Raw genomic sequence first — 17,411 nt, forward strand, 5'->3', positions numbered from 1 at the left:
TCCTCAGTTAATTGTCATGGCTAGCTGTTGCTTATGCTTAGCGGCTAGCCCATCCTTACATGCCTGTTCACTACCGTCACAGGTAAACTTGATTGGAAGCTGACATATTGGATATATTTTTAAAAAAACGGTTCGCCAGACGTTATCTATATCATCGTTACTATGGTCAAATATTACACTGCAGTGGATTGTATTAGAACCTTGAGAATAATCAACAGACCAGATAATATCTTTTGTGTGATCATAGCAACCGCCAAATACACTATTACTATCTTCTATATCAAAGGAGATATCTTTTTGAGGTTTTAATTTAATGGGAGATGGTCCAGTATCATACATGCAGTCGTAGTATGTACGTGTGATAGTCACTTCGGCAGTGTTACTATTGTTTATGAAATGCATATTATAATACGCAGAAGAAAAAGCGTTGTTTGCAAAAGACATAGTGATCAAACATAAACTATATGCTGTGTGTTTTTTAAGTGATTTCATTTCATTTTTCTCCATATTAATAATAAAATGGGCAGCAAAGCTGAAAGTTTAAAAATGGTTATATATCTTATGGATTTCAAAATTAATTGCAGACCATTTCGATTCAACTTGAAAAACGACGGGGATATTTATCTCCGATACTTTTAAGTATAGCAGGGATAAATGAAAGTAAAGTTTGAGTTTGTTTTTTTAATTGGGAGATATGATATTTTCTTTATTTGATAAAGTTTTTTTATTTTTTGTCAGGAATGCTCTTTTATTTAAAGAGAAATGAGATTAGAAGTATATTATAAAAAATGTATAAATTATCATAATGATGAGAGATTCATATTTCCTATTCCTTTCCATTGATTTACTGATGCGGCATTCAAGAAACTTTTAACTCAGGGTAAGGTCATGAACATTATTTAATCAAAAACAAATCTATTGATTCGAAAGAATAGCTATGATCTTATACTCTCTTTTGGAGAGAGAAAATACACTATCAAGAATGCGATAATCTCTAACCGGACTGAAATGGGAAGTGGTAGCTTATTTTAATCATCACCACTTCCTAAAATAACCGATCAGCTTAACTTCTCTTGTGCCCACTTGAGACTGCTTTGATATTCTGTTGGTAATAGTGAAGCTAACGTTTGCAATGTCGTTTTCAAAGCTTCCTTATCCGCATGAGTCACATTTAAGTGCCCCACCTTACGTACCGGACGAACTTCTTTTTCATACCAATGTAAACGAACCAGCGGCAAACTCAGCCATGCGGGATTTACCCCCGTGCCGATCAGGTTGATCATGACGGATGGTGCAAAGATTTCTGGTTGTGGCATAGGGAGATTCAAGATCGCCCGCAGGTGAAGTTCAAACTGGCTGATGGAAGCGCCGTTTTGTGTCCAGTGACCGCTATTGTGAACCCGTGGAGCCAGTTCATTGATCAGCAAATGATCGCCAACAATAAAACACTCCATCGCCATAACACCAACATAGTTCAGGTGATTCATGATGGTGGACAACATCTGCTCTGCTTGCTGTTGAAATGGCTTATCGGCACTATTATCAGGTAAAGCAACACTGGTACGTAAAATACCTTCCTGATGCAAATTGTGAGTCAGTGTATAAAATACAGATTCACCGTTGGCATTACGGGCGCCAACCAGCGAGACTTCCCCCGAAAATGGAATACCCTGTTCTACAATACATTCACCGTAAATTTCAGGAGGAAGGGTTGTTTCATCACCCGGCCGGATACGCCATTGACCACGCCCGTCATAGCCTCCTGTCCGTCGTTTAACAATGATAAAATCCCCTAATTCCGCAAATACCTGTGACCATTGATCGGGCGTGGAAAGCAGTTTCCACGGTGCGGTCGCCAAACCCAATATATCCATTAGCTGCTTTTGTGGTAAGCGATCCGCCAGTTGCGGGAAAATATCGCGATTGATAAAAGCCTTATGATGAGCCAATTCGCGGGTTAATGCAGTTTCGGGCCAACGTTCAATTTCTGCGGTGATAATGCTGTTTTGATAAGGCACAGCTTCCGGTTCGGCATCCAGCCCAACAGGATAAACAGCAATCCCCAATGGCTCACCGGCTTGGCGCAGCATTCTGCCTAACTGACCATTTCCCAATACACAAACGGGCTTCATGCATCCTCCCGTGGATCTGGGTTATCCAAAACAGCCTGGGTTTGTGCGCTACGCCAATCTGATAAACGTTGAAACAGCACGTTGTCATGCAAGGCCAGAACTTGGGCCGCCAACAATGCGGCATTTGCTGCCCCTGCCTTGCCGATAGCCAATGTACCAACGGGGATACCCTTTGGCATTTGGACGATAGAATACAGGCTATCAACACCACTAAGCGCCGCGCTTTGTACAGGTACCCCAAACACAGGAACTAAGGTTTTGGCTGCCAGCATCCCCGGTAAATGTGCTGCTCCACCTGCACCAGCGATAATGACATCAAAACCGTTTTCTTTGGCTTGTTCTGCGAAACGAAAAAGCTTATCTGGCGTTCGGTGTGCCGAAACAATTTCAACATGAAAAGAAATAGCAAGATCGGTCAGGATATCGGCTGCATGTTGCATTGTTGCCCAGTCGCTTTTAGAACCCATGACAATGGCGATTTTGGCGTGGTTTTGGGGTTCTATTTCTGTTGGAAAAGACATTGTCGGAGTAATAGCTATTGTGGGATCAGAGCGGGACGTCATAAATCAGATGCTCCTGTATTGGGTATCTAACAGAACAAAGATGAAATTTCAGACGGCGGATCATATCACGCTAATTGCATAAGGAAAACGTTTGCGTCGTTTGATTTGTTGATTTTTACAAAATCAGTAAAGGCGTTTAGAAGGGAAAGGATATCAATTCAATAGCAGCTTCTGTGACTTTGAACATAGAACCTTGCTCATGCCATGCCCCTAATACACCGCGATGCACGGTTTTATCGTCAAACTGAATATCGTGTATTGCGGGGCGGTGAGTATGCCCGTGAATTATCCAATCTGCCTGATATTTATTAAAATGCTCGATAACAGCCTTTTGATTGACATCCATGATCGATGTGGATTTTTGGCTGTTAGCATATTGGCTACCCGCTCGCATTTTGGCTGCAATTTTCAAGCGGATAAATAAAGGGAGAAGCAGGAATAGCCGTTGTATCCACGGAGTATGCACTCGCTTACGATACTGCTGATAATTGATATCATCAGTGCATAGCGTATCGCCATGCAAAATTAAAATACGTTTACCATGCAACTCCAGTACCTTTTCCTGTGGCAGCAGAATCAAGCCGCTCTCTCTGGCAAAACGGGAGCCGAGCAAGAAATCACGATTGCCATGAATGAAATAACAGGGAATACCTTGTTGTTTCAATCCATTAAGTGCTTTGGCGATTTTAGTATGCAATGGGTTAGGATCATCATCACCAATCCAGTAATCAAAAAAATCACCGAGGATATAAAGACTTTCAGCGTGGATTGCATCTTCACGTAAAAAACGCAGAAAACCGGCAGTAATTGCCGGCTCTTGTTCACTGAGATGCAAGTCTGCAATAAACAGTGTACTCATATAGCGTTTAACAGAAATTATTCGCCAACAGTAACACGTTCAATGATCACATCTTCATGCGGTACATCTTGGTGCATACCGCTGCGGCCAGTGGAAACACCCTTAATTTTATCAACCACGTCCATGCCTTCAACCACTTCGGCAAATACGCAGTAACCCCATCCATCTGGACGCTCTGAACGGAAGTTCAGGAAATCGTTATCGACAACGTTAATGAAGAACTGGGCAGTTGCAGAATGCGGATCATTGGTGCGTGCCATAGCGATGGTGCCACGGCTGTTTTTCAGGCCATTGTTGGCTTCGTTTTTGACAGGAGCCTTAGTTGTTTTCTGCTTCATACCTGGTTCAAAGCCACCGCCTTGAATCATGAAGCCATTGATAACACGGTGAAAAATGGTGTTGTCATAAAAACCTTCCGAGCAGTAACTCAGGAAGTTTTCAACAGTTACAGGTGCTTTATCAGCGAATGTTTTGATTACGATATCGCCAAAATTGGTGTGGAAAGTCACCATAATAAAAATCCTAATAATAGTTTTGATTGGCCCTGTAATTAGGGGATTCGGAACAACCGCTGTTATATCATATCTCAGATTTTGAGTCAGTACTCCGGAACGGTATCAGAACAAGGGAGCTTACGACACTTGCAAACTATTGCATATCAAGGTGAAATATCGTGTCTGGCTTCTCTATATTCTCGTTTATTTATCTTGCTGATAAAGAAGCCTATAATCAGTCAATTCATTTGATTTTATTACACGTACATTAATTTTTACGGAAACCCACTGATGCTAAAAATTTTCAACACTCTCAGCCGTCAAAAAGAAGAATTTAAGCCGATTCACGAAGGAAAAGTGGGCATGTACGTGTGTGGCATTACCATTTATGACTTGTGTCATATTGGTCATGGCAGAACATTTGTGGCATTTGATGTGATTGCCCGTTATCTGCGTTATCTGGGATATGATCTGACATATGTCCGTAACGTTACTGACGTGGATGACAAAATTATTAAACGTGCTATCGAAAATAACGAAAGTTGTGACGATTTGACTGCACGCATGTTGGCCGAAATGCACAGCGATTTTGATGCATTGAATATCCTGCGTCCGGATTTAGAGCCTCGTGCAACGCAACATATCCCAGAGATCATTGCAATCACGGAAGAGCTGATTAAGCGCGGGCACGCTTATGTTGCTGCTAATGGTGACGTCATGTTCTCCATTGACACCAATCCTAATTATGGCCTGCTTTCCCGCCAGGATTTGGAACAATTGCAGGCTGGCGCCCGTGTTGAAGTGGCAGATGTAAAACGTAACCCGATGGATTTTGTATTATGGAAAATGTCCAAACCGGGTGAGCCGAGTTGGGAATCTCCGTGGGGAGCAGGTCGTCCGGGCTGGCATATTGAATGTTCCGCTATGAACGGAAAAACGCTTGGTCACCACTTTGATATCCACGGTGGCGGTTCTGATTTGATGTTCCCGCACCATGAGAATGAGATTGCACAATCAACTTGTGCCCATGATGGTCCTTATGTCAATTATTGGATGCATTCCGGCATGGTCATGGTGGATAAAGAGAAGATGTCCAAGTCATTGAACAACTTCTTTACTATCCGTGATGTGCTGGCGTATTACGATGCTGAAACCGTGCGTTATTTCTTATTATCCGGCCACTATCGCAGCCAGTTGAATTATACAGAAGAGAACCTGAAACAGGCGCGTACTTCCCTTGAACGTCTGTATACTTCCCTGCGTGGTACAGATAAATCTGCCCAACCTGCTGGTGGAGAAGCATTTGAATCCCGTTTCGTTGCAGCAATGAACGATGATTTCAACACACCGGAAGCGTATTCAGCCTTATTTGATATGGCACGTGAGCTTAATCGTCTGAAGACAGAAGACATGACCGCAGCGAATGGCCTGGCTGCAAGACTACGCAAATTGGCCGGTATTCTTGGTCTTTTGGAACAAGAGCCAGAACACTTTTTGCAAAGTGGAGCACAGGTGGACGACGATGTTGCCCGAATCGAAGCATTAATCAAACAGCGTAATGATGCTCGTAAAAACAAAGAGTGGGCATTGGCTGATGCGGCGCGTGATCAGTTAAACGATATGGGAATTGAGCTGGAAGATGGCCCACAAGGAACAACATGGCGTCGTAAATAATCGATTTTTGATTTATTGAACACCAGAACCGCCCTTTAGATGGGCGGTTCAGTTTTTAATGTCTTTGCGCTTTCATAGCAAGATTTTTTAGTTGTAGTGCTTGTTGTATAAATGAGCGGAATAAAAATCGGCAGATTTATTGATGACTACTTAAATGCTTAGGATAGAAAGCATTTCCAGCGTGATACGTGATTTTTCCAGAAGCTACATCCCGTTTCATGGCAACGAAAGAAGAATGACTCAGATGTTCTGGTATTTGATGAGTGTTATCACTAGAAGCTGGATTAAGAAGAGAAATTTTTACTCTACGTTTAGAATTACTTAATTTATAAGGCAAACCTAACAACCTTCTTGCAGCTCGATTACTTAACATAATTAACTCCGTTTCAGTTGTACATAAGCTTCTCAGTATAGCGACTTATTAGAAAATTGATATGATTGTTTGCCAATATATCGTCAATGTCACATATCTTGCGAATAAGACCAGATAAATCTGTAACCAGAAAAATGATATTATGGTGATTATTTTTATCTACTCGTATTATGGGACGCTTGGCGATCTTGATATTAGAATAAGTTCTAAATCAGGATGGTAAGGATAACTGCCAATAATATTGGCATTATATTGTCTAATATTTATATATTGCCTTATTCTGGTTTATATAAATCAGTAATAAAAAATAATAAAATTTTATTTATAAAATAAAAGACAGTATCTTAATACACAAGGTACTGTCTTTCTGAAAAATATTAGTGGTAATGTTTACCTGCTGATTTATTCTTCAACGCGAACAGATTCGCCATTAAAGGCAACAACTTTACCGGCGGTAATTTTGCAGCGTTTACGAGTTTCGAGTTGGCTATCAACTTGTACCAAACCTTCTGCAATCACGGCTTTCGCCGCAGCACCACTCTCACACCATCCTTGAAATTTCAACAAATCACATAGCTCGACATAAGGGTGGCCATCTAAATAAAAAATTTCCATCAATAACCTTCAGTTGTATCTACATCATGATATTCCTCGCAAGCTTGCAAGGTATTTTGAATCAATGTTGCAACGGTCATCGGTCCGACACCACCAGGCACAGGGGAGATCCAACTGGCGCGTTCTGACGCTTTATCGAAATCCACATCACCGATGACTTTGCCATTTTCCAGTCGATTAATGCCAACATCAATCACAATTGCACCCGGTTTAATCCACTCACCAGGAATAAAGTTTGGTTTACCAACAGCAACGACCAGTAAATCCGCTTGTTCGACATGTTGACGTAAATTTTTGGTAAAGCGATGCGTTACTGTGGTTGTGCAGCCTGCCAACAGCAATTCAAGGCTCATCGGGCGCCCAACAATATTAGAAGCACCGATAATAACTGCATTTAGACCATACGTATTGATATTGCAGCGTTCAAGCAGGGTTACAATTCCACGGGGAGTACAAGGGCGCAGTTTCGGGGCACGTTGGCACAGACGACCGATATTATAAGGGTGAAAACCATCCACATCCTTATCGGGATGAATGCGTTCCAGTACTTTGACATTATCAATGCCGGCAGGTAAAGGGAGTTGAACTAAAATACCATCGATTTGCGTATCGGCGTTCAGATCATCTATCAGGGAGAGTAATTCCGCTTCGCTGGTAGTATCAGGTAGGTCATAAGAACGGGACATAAACCCGACTTCTTCACAGGCGCGGCGTTTGCTGGCGACATAAATTTGAGAAGCAGGGTTTTCTCCCACTAAAACGACGGCAAGACCTGGTGCTCGTTTTCCGGCGGCAACACGCTGCCTGACTTTTTCTGCAACTTCGTTTCTGATTGTCTGCGCAATCGTTTTCCCATCAATAATTTTTGCTGACATGTATTTAAGATTCCACTATCAAGTATAGGAATGGGGACTATTTTGTCAGAACATGAACCGCCTGTCAGTTTTATTAATAATCATAAAATGAACATATGAGCGAAAAGGGCATTGACTCATTCCATTATGCCCGTATAATCCGGTGCTGCGTTAAGGCATTAATAATGTTTCCTATTCTATATACCATAATGCGCCCTTAGCTCAGCTGGATAGAGCAACGGCCTTCTAAGCCGTAGGTCACAGGTTCGAATCCTGTAGGGCGTACCATCCATTCATATCGTAACGTCTTCCGAAGTCTACAAAATCCCAATAAATACGCAGTGTTGGCCTTTTTCCGTTCTCCTATAGTCTAGTAAGGTATGTTGAAATCTCCGATCTTATAGGGGTATATTTAGGGGTACGTTTAGGTTCAATGAAGTGAAATACCCCCGTATGAAGTTAACAGCCCGACAGGTGGACACTGCAAAGCCGAAAGAAAAACCCTACAAACTTGCAGATGGTGGCGGACTATATCTATTGGTTAACCCTAGTGGCTCTCGTTATTGGCGGTTAAAGTATCGGATCGCAGGTAAAGAAAAATTACTCGCATTGGGGGTATATCCTGAAATCTCCCTTGCTGAAGCAAGAAATAAGAGAAATGATGCACGGCGGACGCTATCGGATGGTAATGATCCAATAGAAGAAAAGAGAGCAGAAAAGGCAGCCAAAGTATTTGCGGTCAGCAATAGTTTTGAATCCATAGCTATTGAGTGGCACGAATATAAACGCCCAAACTGGTCACATGGGTATGCCGAAGATATTCTGGAATATCTGAAAAAAGACATCTTTCCGTATATTGGTAAACGTGCTGTTACCGAGATTAAACCTGCTGAAATGCTGGCTGTGCTCCGAAAAATGGAGCAACGCGGCGTTTTGGATAAATTGAAAAAAACCAGACAGGCCTGTCGGCAAATTTTCACTTACGCTGTTATTACTGGTCGGGCAGAGTTCAATCCCGTTACTGATCTTGCCAGCGCACTCAAAGCACCCAAGCAAAAACACTTTCCACACCTTTTAGCCGACCAGATGAATGATTTCCTCATCGCCTTGAGTGGTTATAGTGGAAGTCTGGTCACTCAATCAGCAACACGTATGCTGATGCTGACCGGAGTACGTACTGTTGAGCTGAGAGAATCGGAATGGACTGAATTCGATTTCGATAACGATCTCTGGCAAATCCCTGCCGAACGAATGAAAATGCGCCGCCCTCACATCGTCCCACTATCAAATCAGGTTAAAGCCATTCTTATTAAACTGCATTCTATTACAGGGCGAGGGAAATACGTTTTCCCCGGCCGTAATGATGCGGGTAAACCGATGAGTGAGGCTGCTATCAATCAGGTTATTAAGCGAATTGGCTATGATGGCAGGGCAACAGGTCATGGTTTCCGCCATACCATAAGTACCATCCTGCATGAACAAGGTTATAACACAGCTTGGATTGAAACTCAGCTTGCCCATGTTGACAAGAACAGCATCCGAGGTACTTACAACCACGCTCAATATCTGGAGGGGCGCAGGGAAATGCTGCAATGGTATGCGGATCATATGGAGATGCTGGAACGAGGCGAAAATGTGCTGATTGGAAAATTTGGCAAAAGGGCGTAAAGATGTGGTGATTTTTCATGCTGTTGTGCTCGTGGCACACGCGCCTGTTTTTCATACAAAATACAAATAAAAAGTCGAATTTCCTATAAAAAAATAAATTCAACAAATCGGAAAAACAATTAACGCTGTTCATTTAGTCTTGCTTTTAAAATAATCCGCCTGTCATCAAAGAACGTCCACGATGAGCGCTCAAGGACTCGGTAACAGGAGAAAAAATATGACAATGACAGCACCGAAAGAAAATCTTATTCGTTTGCCGGAAGTTCAACGCAGAACGGGTTATAGCAAAGCGTGGATCTACAAACTGATTAGTACCGGAGAATTCCCGAAACAAGTCAAACTCGGTTCTCGCTCCGTCGCCTTTATTGAATCAGAAATTGATAACTGGATTGAGCAACGGATCGCGGAATCGCGAGCGGCATAACATAGAAAAGAACATGGCATAAGAAACGTAATATAAAAAGCAACGCCCCAGTGTGGTGGAACACATCTGAGGCGTCTGACCAACAACCGTTATACGGAGTAACGATGATGGCTGATATACAGCATACCCAAACTCATCCTAAATTTACATCTCCAGATAATGCAGGCAGCCAAAAACCGCTCGACCTGATCCAGACTGTGAAAACATCCGCTATGTATCATTGGGAAAATCTGTTGCCTGCCTGTGGCATCGATATCCCAGCGAAGGGTAAACATGGTGCCTGCCCTGCTTGCGGCGGCACTGACCGTTTCCACTTTATCGACGATCACCATCACGGCAACTGGCACTGCCGCCAGTGTGATACCCCGAACTATGGTGACGGGCTGGATTTAGTGGCAAGAACCAAAGGGATTTCCATCATTGATGCGGCAAAAATCATTGCGGGCGTACTGGCATTGCCTTTGCTAGAACCCAAGCCCGCCAGAGAAACCATTCAAACTACGCAGTCAATTGCCGAAAAAGTGGCATCACTGATGGCGCAAACTGTCGCTGGTCAATCGCCCTATCTGGCTGCAAAAGGGCTGGATTTTCCTAATCAGCGGCTATTGCTCAATAATTCGACTTTGTTGGCACTGACAACACTGGATAAAAAAGTAACAGGTGCGCAGATTATCACACCCAATGGCGAGAAAAAATTACTGTCTGGCAGCCCTGTTTATGGTGCTGGCGAACCGTTACAACTGGCAGTTGTTTCTGGAAATCACCGGTGCTGGAGGTAGTGGAAAAAGTATCCTTGCTGAAATCTGTTCAATGTTGGCAGGCAAAGGCAACACTGTTTCTGCGAGTATGTCTGCACTGGAAAACCCACGGGAACGGGCGCTGATTGTGGGACATTTGTTGATTATCTTGCCAGATCAAACTCGCTATGTGGGCGATGGCTCCGGTATCAAAGCCATTACAGGTGGGGATGAAGTCGCTATCGACCCGAAGCATAAACAGCCCTATTCCACACGCATCCCTGCTGTGGTATTGGCGGTAAACAATAATGCCATGAGTTTCAGTGATCGCAGTGGTGGTGTATCGCGGCGGCGGGTGATTTTCAATTTTTCCGAAGTTGTGCCCGAAAATGAACGTGATCCACTTCTGCGGGATAAAATCGCAGAAGAATTGCCTGTGATTATCCGACATCTGCTTTACCGCTTTGCTGATCCACAAACTGCAAGGCGTTTACTGGCAGAGCAACAAAAATCTGCGGAGGCGCTGGATATCAAGCGTGGCACCGATCCATTAGTCGATTTCTGTGGTTATCTGGTGGCTTCCCATGAAATTGACGGCCTGTTAATCGGTAATGCAGAGATTGTGCCGTTTAATCCCCGCAAGTACCTCTATCACGCCTATCTTGCTTATATGAAAGGCAACAATCTGAATAAACCCGTTTCCGTGACCCGTTTTGGTATGGATATGCCGGGCGCACTGGCGGAGTATAACCAGCATTACCTGCGCAAGAAAAGCAAATACGGCATTCGCAGCAATCTGAACCTGAATATTGATACCGCCATTGAGTGGCTGCCAAAACTGATAAGGGATAGCCTGCCAGAAGAATAATTCTTTCTGATTACAGACATTTTTCAAAGAAATATAAAAAAGTGTTCACCTCTGTTCACTCTATAATTTAAACCAGATATATCAATATATTATAGGGTGAATGGTTATTTTTAAACTGTTCACAACTATTCAACCCTGTTCACCTTATCTTGATTTGGGGTGAACGGTTAGGTGAAGAGTGATGATGAGTTTTATTTCAAGTCATCAATATTTAACAACATGAATTTAAACAAAAATATTCAAAGGTGAACAGGGTGAACAGTTTTATCCCTAATTCTTTAATAGAGTGGGGTAGATAAAATGGTTTGTCTGGCTAATGCATTAGCCAGACAAACCAGAGAAGACAAGCGTAGCGCGTCAGTGTGATTTTAATCTGTCGTGCTACGTGAAATTTAAAAGAGGTAATTATCTGATTTTATTGAGTCAGAGAAGTTAATCACAATTTTCCTGATGTACTTTTATTCTTACTGGAACATATAAATAATTTTATTATATCCTGTTCCTTAATGAATGTACCTAAAATACATCATGGTAATTTTATTGCTAAATTATTTTTACTATTCAGGCGGTAAATAAGGATTGATACACCAGAATATTATGGAGAACACAAATGAGCAGGGTAATGGATAAAATCAATCAACTACTTGATCGCTCAGGTTTGGTATTTACACTGATTACGGAAAATTTACCTGAACCAACTTTCGCAGTTGTCGATTTTTCACTTCATGAGTCACTCTCTTCCCCCTTTCGGCTGGAAGCCACACTGACCTGTAAAACCCCGGAAATTGACTTTGCCGATGTCCTCGACAGAAACGCGGCTTTTGCCGTGCATCGCAACGGACAGGTTGAGCGGCAAGTCACAGGCATGGTGACGCAGTTTTCACTGCAATCAACCGGACGCCATCGCAGCTATTACCATATCACCATTCAGCCTCCTTTATGGCGTGCATCCTTACGGGTTAACAGCCGGATTTTCCAAAATCAATCTGTTATGGACATCGTCGAAACTCTGTTAAGGGAAAATGGTATCCGTAGTCCTTTCTTTGCGCTCGGTTACAAACACCCGCCACGGGAATTTTGTGTTCAGTACGATGAAAGCGATTTGGCCTTTATCCAGCGCTTACTGGCTGATGAGGGCATTTTTTACTATTTCACATTCGATCAGGATCAGCACGAGCAACGTATCGTCTTTCACGATTCCTGCCTGTCACTTAATCAGATGATTACCGTTCCCTATCGCCCGGAAACCGATGTGACGAGCGAAACAACCTGTATCCGTCAATTTAGCTGGTCTGAACGCGTGGGTGTTGCCAATATCACGACCAAAGACAGGACGTTTAAGAATCCACGCTGGAACAGGGAATTCTGGTATGAAGGGCGCAATCTTGACAATCAGCGAATACTGAAAAGCTACCACTATTACGATTTTCCCAGCCGCTATAAAGATGATGAATTAGGGCAACGAGCAAGCCAGTATCGTTTGGAATACCTGCGGCGGGATACTCAGCTTGGCAACGGTCAGGGTGGTTGTTTTGCCATGTGGCCAGGGCAATTGGTTGACCTGACGGATCACCCCAGAGAGGCCTTTAACGACCAATGGCAATTAATTCAGATAACCCATTCAGGTCAACAGCCACAAGCCGATGAAACCCAGTCAGGCGGTAGTGGTACATGGCTGTCTAATCAATTTACCTTCACCACACGAAAAAATTCTTACCGGCCTTCCCCCTACCCGAAGCCTCAAATGGAAGGCCCACACATTGCCACGGTTGTTGGGCCGGAAGGCGAAGAAATTTTCTGTGACGAACACGGGCGCGTTCGTATTCAGTTTGACTGGGACAGATACGGCGAATTTAATGACCGCAGTTCTTGTTGGGTACGGGTCAGTCAGGCATGGGCAGGGCAATTAATGGGCATGATTGCCATTCCCCGCATTGGCCATGAAGTATTAGTCGATTTTGTCCACGGCGACCCTGATCAGCCGATTATTGTCGGGCGAGCCTACCATGCCAATAACATCCCGCCAAATCGCCTGCCGATGGCGAAAACCCAGATGTCGATCCGTTCGAAAACCCATAAAGGCGAAGGATTTAACGAATTACGCTTTGAAGATGAAAAAGATCGTGAAGAAGTCTTTATTCATGCTCAGAAAAATCTCGCCATTCAGGTACGTAATTCACGCGGGGAACGCATTAACTATGACCGCACAACCAGCATCGGCCATGACGATGAACTGGTGATAGCCAATAACCGTAAAATCACCGTAGAAGGTCAGCAGGATCATAAAACCACCGGCAATTATATTGAACAGATTGACGGTGACCGCTCATTACAGCTCAAAGGCGATCTGGCTGAAAAAATTCAGGGCGTAGTCAGTATTGATGCGCAGGGCGATCTCACCCTGCAAAGTGGCAGCAAAATCACCCTGAATGTCGGTGGAAACTTTGTTGTGCTTCATGCAGGCGGTATTGATATCAAAGGCGCGGCGATTAACCTGAACTCCGGAGGCAGCCCCGGTGATTTACTGGCACCGGCTAACCCCGCCATCCTGCTGGCCGCAGCCAGCGAAGGCACCATGTTTGTCGCCCACTGCCCCATGAAAGAGAAGGAGAAGCCCGAATGAGTCAGGAAAAGCTCTACGCCATTATTGATGGTGCGGCAGAATCTGATCTGTTTTTCATGCTGGAGCGCTATGACCCCCCTTCCGCCTGTCTTTATGGTGAGCCTCTCCAGCCAGAACTGGTGGAAATCGCCCCTTATCTGGTACAGGTCACTGAAGAGGTTAAAATCTGGCTGGAATGCCGCAGAACGCCGTGGGGAATCTTCATTTACAGCGAAGCGGATATGAAAACCGTGCGCCAGCATTTACGCAAATACCTGCAAGTTCTGCTTCCGCAACAGGAGAAACCGGTCTTTTTCCGTTTTTACGATCCGCGCAATATCTGGGATTTCCTCGGTGTATTGAGTGACTGGGAAGTGCATTGTTTTTTGGGACCTATCACGCGGATCACCACACTTTACCTTGAAGAAGAATGCACGGATAACTTTGCCAAAATCAGAGAACCTTTTCCTGATAATGCCAAGGGAAAATATAAGATTTTCAAAATCAGCGAAGAGCAGTATGAAGTGATAGAAAGAAAGCAAAAAGAGAAGTATATACAAAAACTTGACTCTATTTTGCTATCTGAATTGGCAGAGCTAAGAAAATGTATCAGTATCGATAACTCAGTGCCATTTTTAGCCTTTTTCTATGATTATCTACTTTCTGAAAAAATCACAGATACCCGTTCTATGGAGGAAATTCTTAAGAAAATTATCAGAGAAGATGATTTTGATATTGATGACTTTAATAAATCCATTTTAACCAGACTGGCTGATGATGGGACTCCCGGCTGGTATAGAGCTAAGAAATTTCTTCTTAATATTTAATAATAATCAATGTGTATCTTGATACTAATTTAGGAAAAGACAGTATGGGAAATGCCGTTAAAATAGGTGATATTGGCACAGAGCATGGTGATTGCCCAGCAACACCTGTTATTACTGGTGCCAGCAGCGTTAAGGTAGACGGTGCCTATCTGGCCAGACAAGGAGATGCTTTGGGATCACATTCGTCACATTCACGGGCGATAGCGGGAGGTTCCGGCTCTGTATTTATTGAAGGAAAACCTGCCGCCAGAACAGGAGATGCCGTTGATTGTGGAGGTGTTGTTATCGGTGGAGGCAGTGTAAATATTGGCTGAGGAGACTTGAAAAGGTGCCTATAAATACACTTTGGCTCATACAAGAAAGGCCTGAGTTTATGAGTTATATTTAAACATCATTTATTACTTAAACTCAGTTAATTTATCGTCAAAAGGAAGACTCAATGAAACCTATCAATGAAAAGGAAAAAACACTGTTAATAGCGCTTAATGATAATATCTGCTTCAATAAAAAGGAAGAACTAATAAAATAATTATCCAAACATGATGAAAATAATACATGGAATGCGGGTAAAGCCTGTGCGACATGCCCACCTCCAGAAGCAAGGGATGATTTTGTTAAGCATGTATTAAGTCAAATTCCATATGTTAATGATGATGGATTTTTTAAAAACGCTGATATAACTCAAGATCGTGTTAGCGCTTTAGAACATGGTGAAATGAATACCGTGAATGCTATAGTATTACATAGGACTGGAGGTTCCAAGATGTCACCAGCTATATCATCATTCAAATCAACTGGTATTGGAACACATTTTATTATAGATAAGGATGGTACAATAAAACAAACAGCCAGCTTAAAAAAATATACATATCACATAGGAAGAATAAAATCCAAGTGTATGGCAGAAAGTAATTGCAATTCCAATGAAACAAAAAAAATAAGTGGTTGGGGATGGAATACAAAAAAAATTCATGATCATGAAAAATTAAAAGAATATCCTGATAGATATCCTATGAATACTGATAGTGTAGGAATTGAAGTTGTTGCAGCTTATAACAAGACATCTAAGTCTTGGGATCCAGCTACTACACAACAAAATGAATCAATTAAAAAATTGGTTAGTTTACTAAAATGTAATTATAGTTTAGGTGATAGTGATATATATGAACATGATAAAATATCTTATAAAACAGAAGGTGAAGGGGCTAATCTTTACTCTAATAGTCTTTAGCCCTTATACTTATTCAAAAAACAAGGTGGAAATAATTAATGTAACGGGATTGGAAATAACAGATAGTAATGATAGAGACATTATTGATATATGCAAAAAATGGAAATTAAGTAAAAATGATGTAAATAATATTTTAAGTCTTAGCAAGGAGTATGACTCTTCTCCATATAGTATATTCTATCAAACTCCATGTGACATAGTTGGAAAAGCAAAGATAGGTAATGAAATATGGAAATATTATATAAATGGTGGAGGAATGATTACTCTTATAAATAAGAATAAGGAAATTTTCTTCGGTTGTGAAGCAAAAAAATGTGATCCTTTCTTTATTTTTCCTTTTGATGGTATGAATCCATAACAACAATAGATGGTCAAAATTGAAGCAAACTTTCAATCGTGATCATCTATCATATTACCTCAAATCTTCATTGCTCATTGCTGAGACTAAAAAATCAGCAACGTAAAACTAATAGAGAACGGGGTCTGGGACAGAGAGGATACAGAGGCTGGCGTAATGGCACGACACGTTATGAAGTGAGGAATGCTTATACTATTGAAAGATCCGTTAAAACTCAAAAAGGCGGAGCGAGTCAAACATGGAAAAAAACATATTAGAAAAGGAATTTAAGAAAAGTAAAAATACCTTAAAACCCATTGACTCGCTCAAACAGAATATTGATAAATTCACAGATTTTCTCACCGCAGGTCATCCCCGTGATAAATTCAAAATTCTGAAATTGGAAGTTCTCTATCCTGAAATTAAAGCTCATGGCGAATATGAGCTTTCTCATAGTGATGATTTTAAATTATACCGAAAATTTGGTATCGAAATTTCGGCTTCCCCTTTGTTCGGATTATCATTAAAGCTCGATGTTATCCAACTCGCCGCAGCTGCTTTGAAAATCAATACCGCTGTTTCTATGCTTCGTGAAGCAGGGGAATTCTATGAAGAAGAAGTGAAAAAAGGTAAAAATGGTGCTTATGTAGGGGCAGAATTAAATCTCATTACAGAGGGAGCTTTAGATGTAAAATTTGGTTGGGAATCGAATGAAAAAGGCGGTGGGGAGTTTAAAAAAGACGATATATTCGAAGTGGGATTTAGCATTAAAGCCGAAGCCAGTATTCGTGGAGGGGGGCGTTACGGCATTATTAATGGCTATGTTAATGCAACTGCAACTGCAACTGCAACTGCTACGGCAGAGGCTAAAGCGCTTATTGGGTTTGCTCCAAATTCTAAAAATGAAAAAGTTTTGGATTTGGTATATTACCATGATGGTATAAAAGCAATGGTAAATGTAGAATTGGCTTTTGGGTTAGGTGATGATGATCAATCCAATGAAAACCATGATAAAAAAGGTGGAGAGGTAAGTTTAAATGGTGAAAAAGAATGGGTGTTCCACAAACCACTGTCTAAAGAAGAATCAACATATCGGATTTCGTTGGGCTAGTATTCTATTTTTTACATGTATTGTTTCAAATAACGCATTAGG

17 protein-coding genes, 1 tRNA gene and 1 pseudogene are annotated in these 17,411 nt (G+C 42.1%); 11 read left to right on the forward strand and 8 right to left on the reverse strand.

The window, feature by feature from the left end; genetic code table 11:
• Positions 1 to 3: 3 nt before the first annotated feature.
• The 5 genes from ACE1SE_RS03815 to ppiB all read right to left on the reverse strand — a co-directional run bounded on the left by ACE1SE_RS03815 (position 4) and on the right by ppiB (position 4,066).
• On the reverse strand, positions 4 to 492 hold the full coding sequence (locus ACE1SE_RS03815) for a hypothetical protein (protein ID WP_374052719.1): 489 nt from the start codon (positions 490 to 492) through the stop codon (positions 4 to 6).
• 566 nt (positions 493 to 1,058) lie between these two features.
• Positions 1,059 to 2,132: a 5-(carboxyamino)imidazole ribonucleotide synthase gene (gene purK / locus ACE1SE_RS03820; RefSeq protein WP_374052720.1), complete on the reverse strand. Its 1,074-nt coding sequence runs from the start codon at positions 2,130 to 2,132 to the stop codon at positions 1,059 to 1,061.
• Positions 2,129 to 2,653 (reverse strand): 5-(carboxyamino)imidazole ribonucleotide mutase, encoded by a 525-nt coding sequence (gene purE / locus ACE1SE_RS03825; protein ID WP_374053587.1) that lies wholly within the window; start codon positions 2,651 to 2,653, stop codon positions 2,129 to 2,131. Before purE ends, purK begins: the two co-directional genes overlap by 4 nt.
• 178 nt (positions 2,654 to 2,831) lie before the next feature.
• The gene (gene lpxH, locus ACE1SE_RS03830; RefSeq protein ID WP_374052721.1) at positions 2,832 to 3,554 is read right to left on the reverse strand and encodes a UDP-2,3-diacylglucosamine diphosphatase; all 723 of its coding nucleotides are present in this window, start codon (positions 3,552 to 3,554) and stop codon (positions 2,832 to 2,834) included.
• 17 nt (positions 3,555 to 3,571) lie between these two features.
• Positions 3,572 to 4,066, reverse strand: a complete 495-nt coding sequence (gene ppiB, locus ACE1SE_RS03835; RefSeq protein ID WP_074019340.1) for a peptidylprolyl isomerase B — start codon at positions 4,064 to 4,066, stop codon at positions 3,572 to 3,574.
• A gap of 273 nt (positions 4,067 to 4,339) precedes the next feature.
• Here ppiB and cysS point away from each other — a divergent pair, with 273 nt between their 5' ends.
• Positions 4,340 to 5,722, forward strand: coding sequence for a cysteine--tRNA ligase (gene cysS / locus ACE1SE_RS03840; RefSeq protein ID WP_374052722.1), 1,383 nt, complete (start codon positions 4,340 to 4,342; stop codon positions 5,720 to 5,722).
• Positions 5,723 to 5,858: 136 nt separating this feature from the next.
• Here cysS and sra read toward each other — a convergent pair whose 3' ends face one another.
• The 3 genes from sra to folD form a co-directional block, all read right to left on the reverse strand.
• Positions 5,859 to 6,095: a stationary-phase-induced ribosome-associated protein gene (sra, locus tag ACE1SE_RS03845; protein WP_374052723.1), complete on the reverse strand. Its 237-nt coding sequence runs from the start codon at positions 6,093 to 6,095 to the stop codon at positions 5,859 to 5,861.
• Positions 6,096 to 6,497: 402 nt separating this feature from the next.
• Entirely contained in the window at positions 6,498 to 6,710 is a 213-nt protein-coding gene (ybcJ, locus tag ACE1SE_RS03850) for a ribosome-associated protein YbcJ (RefSeq protein ID WP_374052724.1), read from the reverse strand.
• Positions 6,710 to 7,585, reverse strand: a complete 876-nt coding sequence (folD, locus tag ACE1SE_RS03855) for a bifunctional methylenetetrahydrofolate dehydrogenase/methenyltetrahydrofolate cyclohydrolase FolD (RefSeq protein ID WP_074019344.1) — start codon at positions 7,583 to 7,585, stop codon at positions 6,710 to 6,712. The genes ybcJ and folD overlap by 1 nt, the downstream gene beginning before the upstream one ends.
• 190 nt (positions 7,586 to 7,775) lie before the next feature.
• Here folD and ACE1SE_RS03860 point away from each other — a divergent pair.
• The 10 genes and pseudogenes from ACE1SE_RS03860 (at position 7,776) to ACE1SE_RS03905 (ending at position 17,369) form a co-directional block, all read left to right on the forward strand.
• Positions 7,776 to 7,852: transfer RNA gene (locus ACE1SE_RS03860), tRNA-Arg, on the forward strand.
• Between the two features lie 165 nt (positions 7,853 to 8,017).
• On the forward strand, positions 8,018 to 9,232 hold the full coding sequence (locus tag ACE1SE_RS03865; RefSeq protein WP_374052725.1) for a tyrosine-type recombinase/integrase: 1,215 nt from the start codon (positions 8,018 to 8,020) through the stop codon (positions 9,230 to 9,232).
• Positions 9,233 to 9,449: 217 nt separating this feature from the next.
• Positions 9,450 to 9,656: a helix-turn-helix transcriptional regulator gene (locus tag ACE1SE_RS03870; protein WP_374052726.1), complete on the forward strand. Its 207-nt coding sequence runs from the start codon at positions 9,450 to 9,452 to the stop codon at positions 9,654 to 9,656.
• 212 nt (positions 9,657 to 9,868) lie between these two features.
• Positions 9,869 to 11,261 (forward strand): annotated as a pseudogene (locus tag ACE1SE_RS03875) (DUF5906 domain-containing protein).
• Positions 11,262 to 11,871: 610 nt separating this feature from the next.
• A complete protein-coding gene (locus ACE1SE_RS03880; protein ID WP_374052727.1) occupies positions 11,872 to 13,884 on the forward strand; it encodes a type VI secretion system Vgr family protein in 2,013 nt (670 codons plus the stop codon).
• Complete coding sequence (locus tag ACE1SE_RS03885) at positions 13,881 to 14,690, forward strand: DUF4123 domain-containing protein (RefSeq protein ID WP_374052728.1); 810 nt, start codon at positions 13,881 to 13,883, stop codon at positions 14,688 to 14,690. Before ACE1SE_RS03880 ends, ACE1SE_RS03885 begins: the two co-directional genes overlap by 4 nt.
• Before the next feature lie 44 nt (positions 14,691 to 14,734).
• Positions 14,735 to 15,004 (forward strand): PAAR domain-containing protein, encoded by a 270-nt coding sequence (locus tag ACE1SE_RS03890; protein WP_374052729.1) that lies wholly within the window; start codon positions 14,735 to 14,737, stop codon positions 15,002 to 15,004.
• Positions 15,005 to 15,405: 401 nt separating this feature from the next.
• Complete coding sequence (locus ACE1SE_RS03895; RefSeq protein ID WP_374052730.1) at positions 15,406 to 15,921, forward strand: peptidoglycan recognition protein family protein; 516 nt, start codon at positions 15,406 to 15,408, stop codon at positions 15,919 to 15,921.
• Between the two features lie 25 nt (positions 15,922 to 15,946).
• Positions 15,947 to 16,279 carry a hypothetical protein gene (locus ACE1SE_RS03900; RefSeq protein ID WP_374052731.1) on the forward strand — a complete coding sequence of 111 codons (333 nt, stop codon included), beginning with the start codon at positions 15,947 to 15,949 and terminating at the stop codon, positions 16,277 to 16,279.
• A gap of 238 nt (positions 16,280 to 16,517) precedes the next feature.
• On the forward strand, positions 16,518 to 17,369 hold the full coding sequence (locus tag ACE1SE_RS03905) for a hypothetical protein (protein ID WP_374052732.1): 852 nt from the start codon (positions 16,518 to 16,520) through the stop codon (positions 17,367 to 17,369).
• The last annotated feature ends 42 nt before the right edge of the window (positions 17,370 to 17,411 follow it).

Origin of the sequence: Xenorhabdus taiwanensis (assembly GCF_036512875.1) — a bacterium.
Taxonomy (GTDB): Bacteria; Pseudomonadota; Gammaproteobacteria; order Enterobacterales; family Enterobacteriaceae; genus Xenorhabdus; species Xenorhabdus taiwanensis.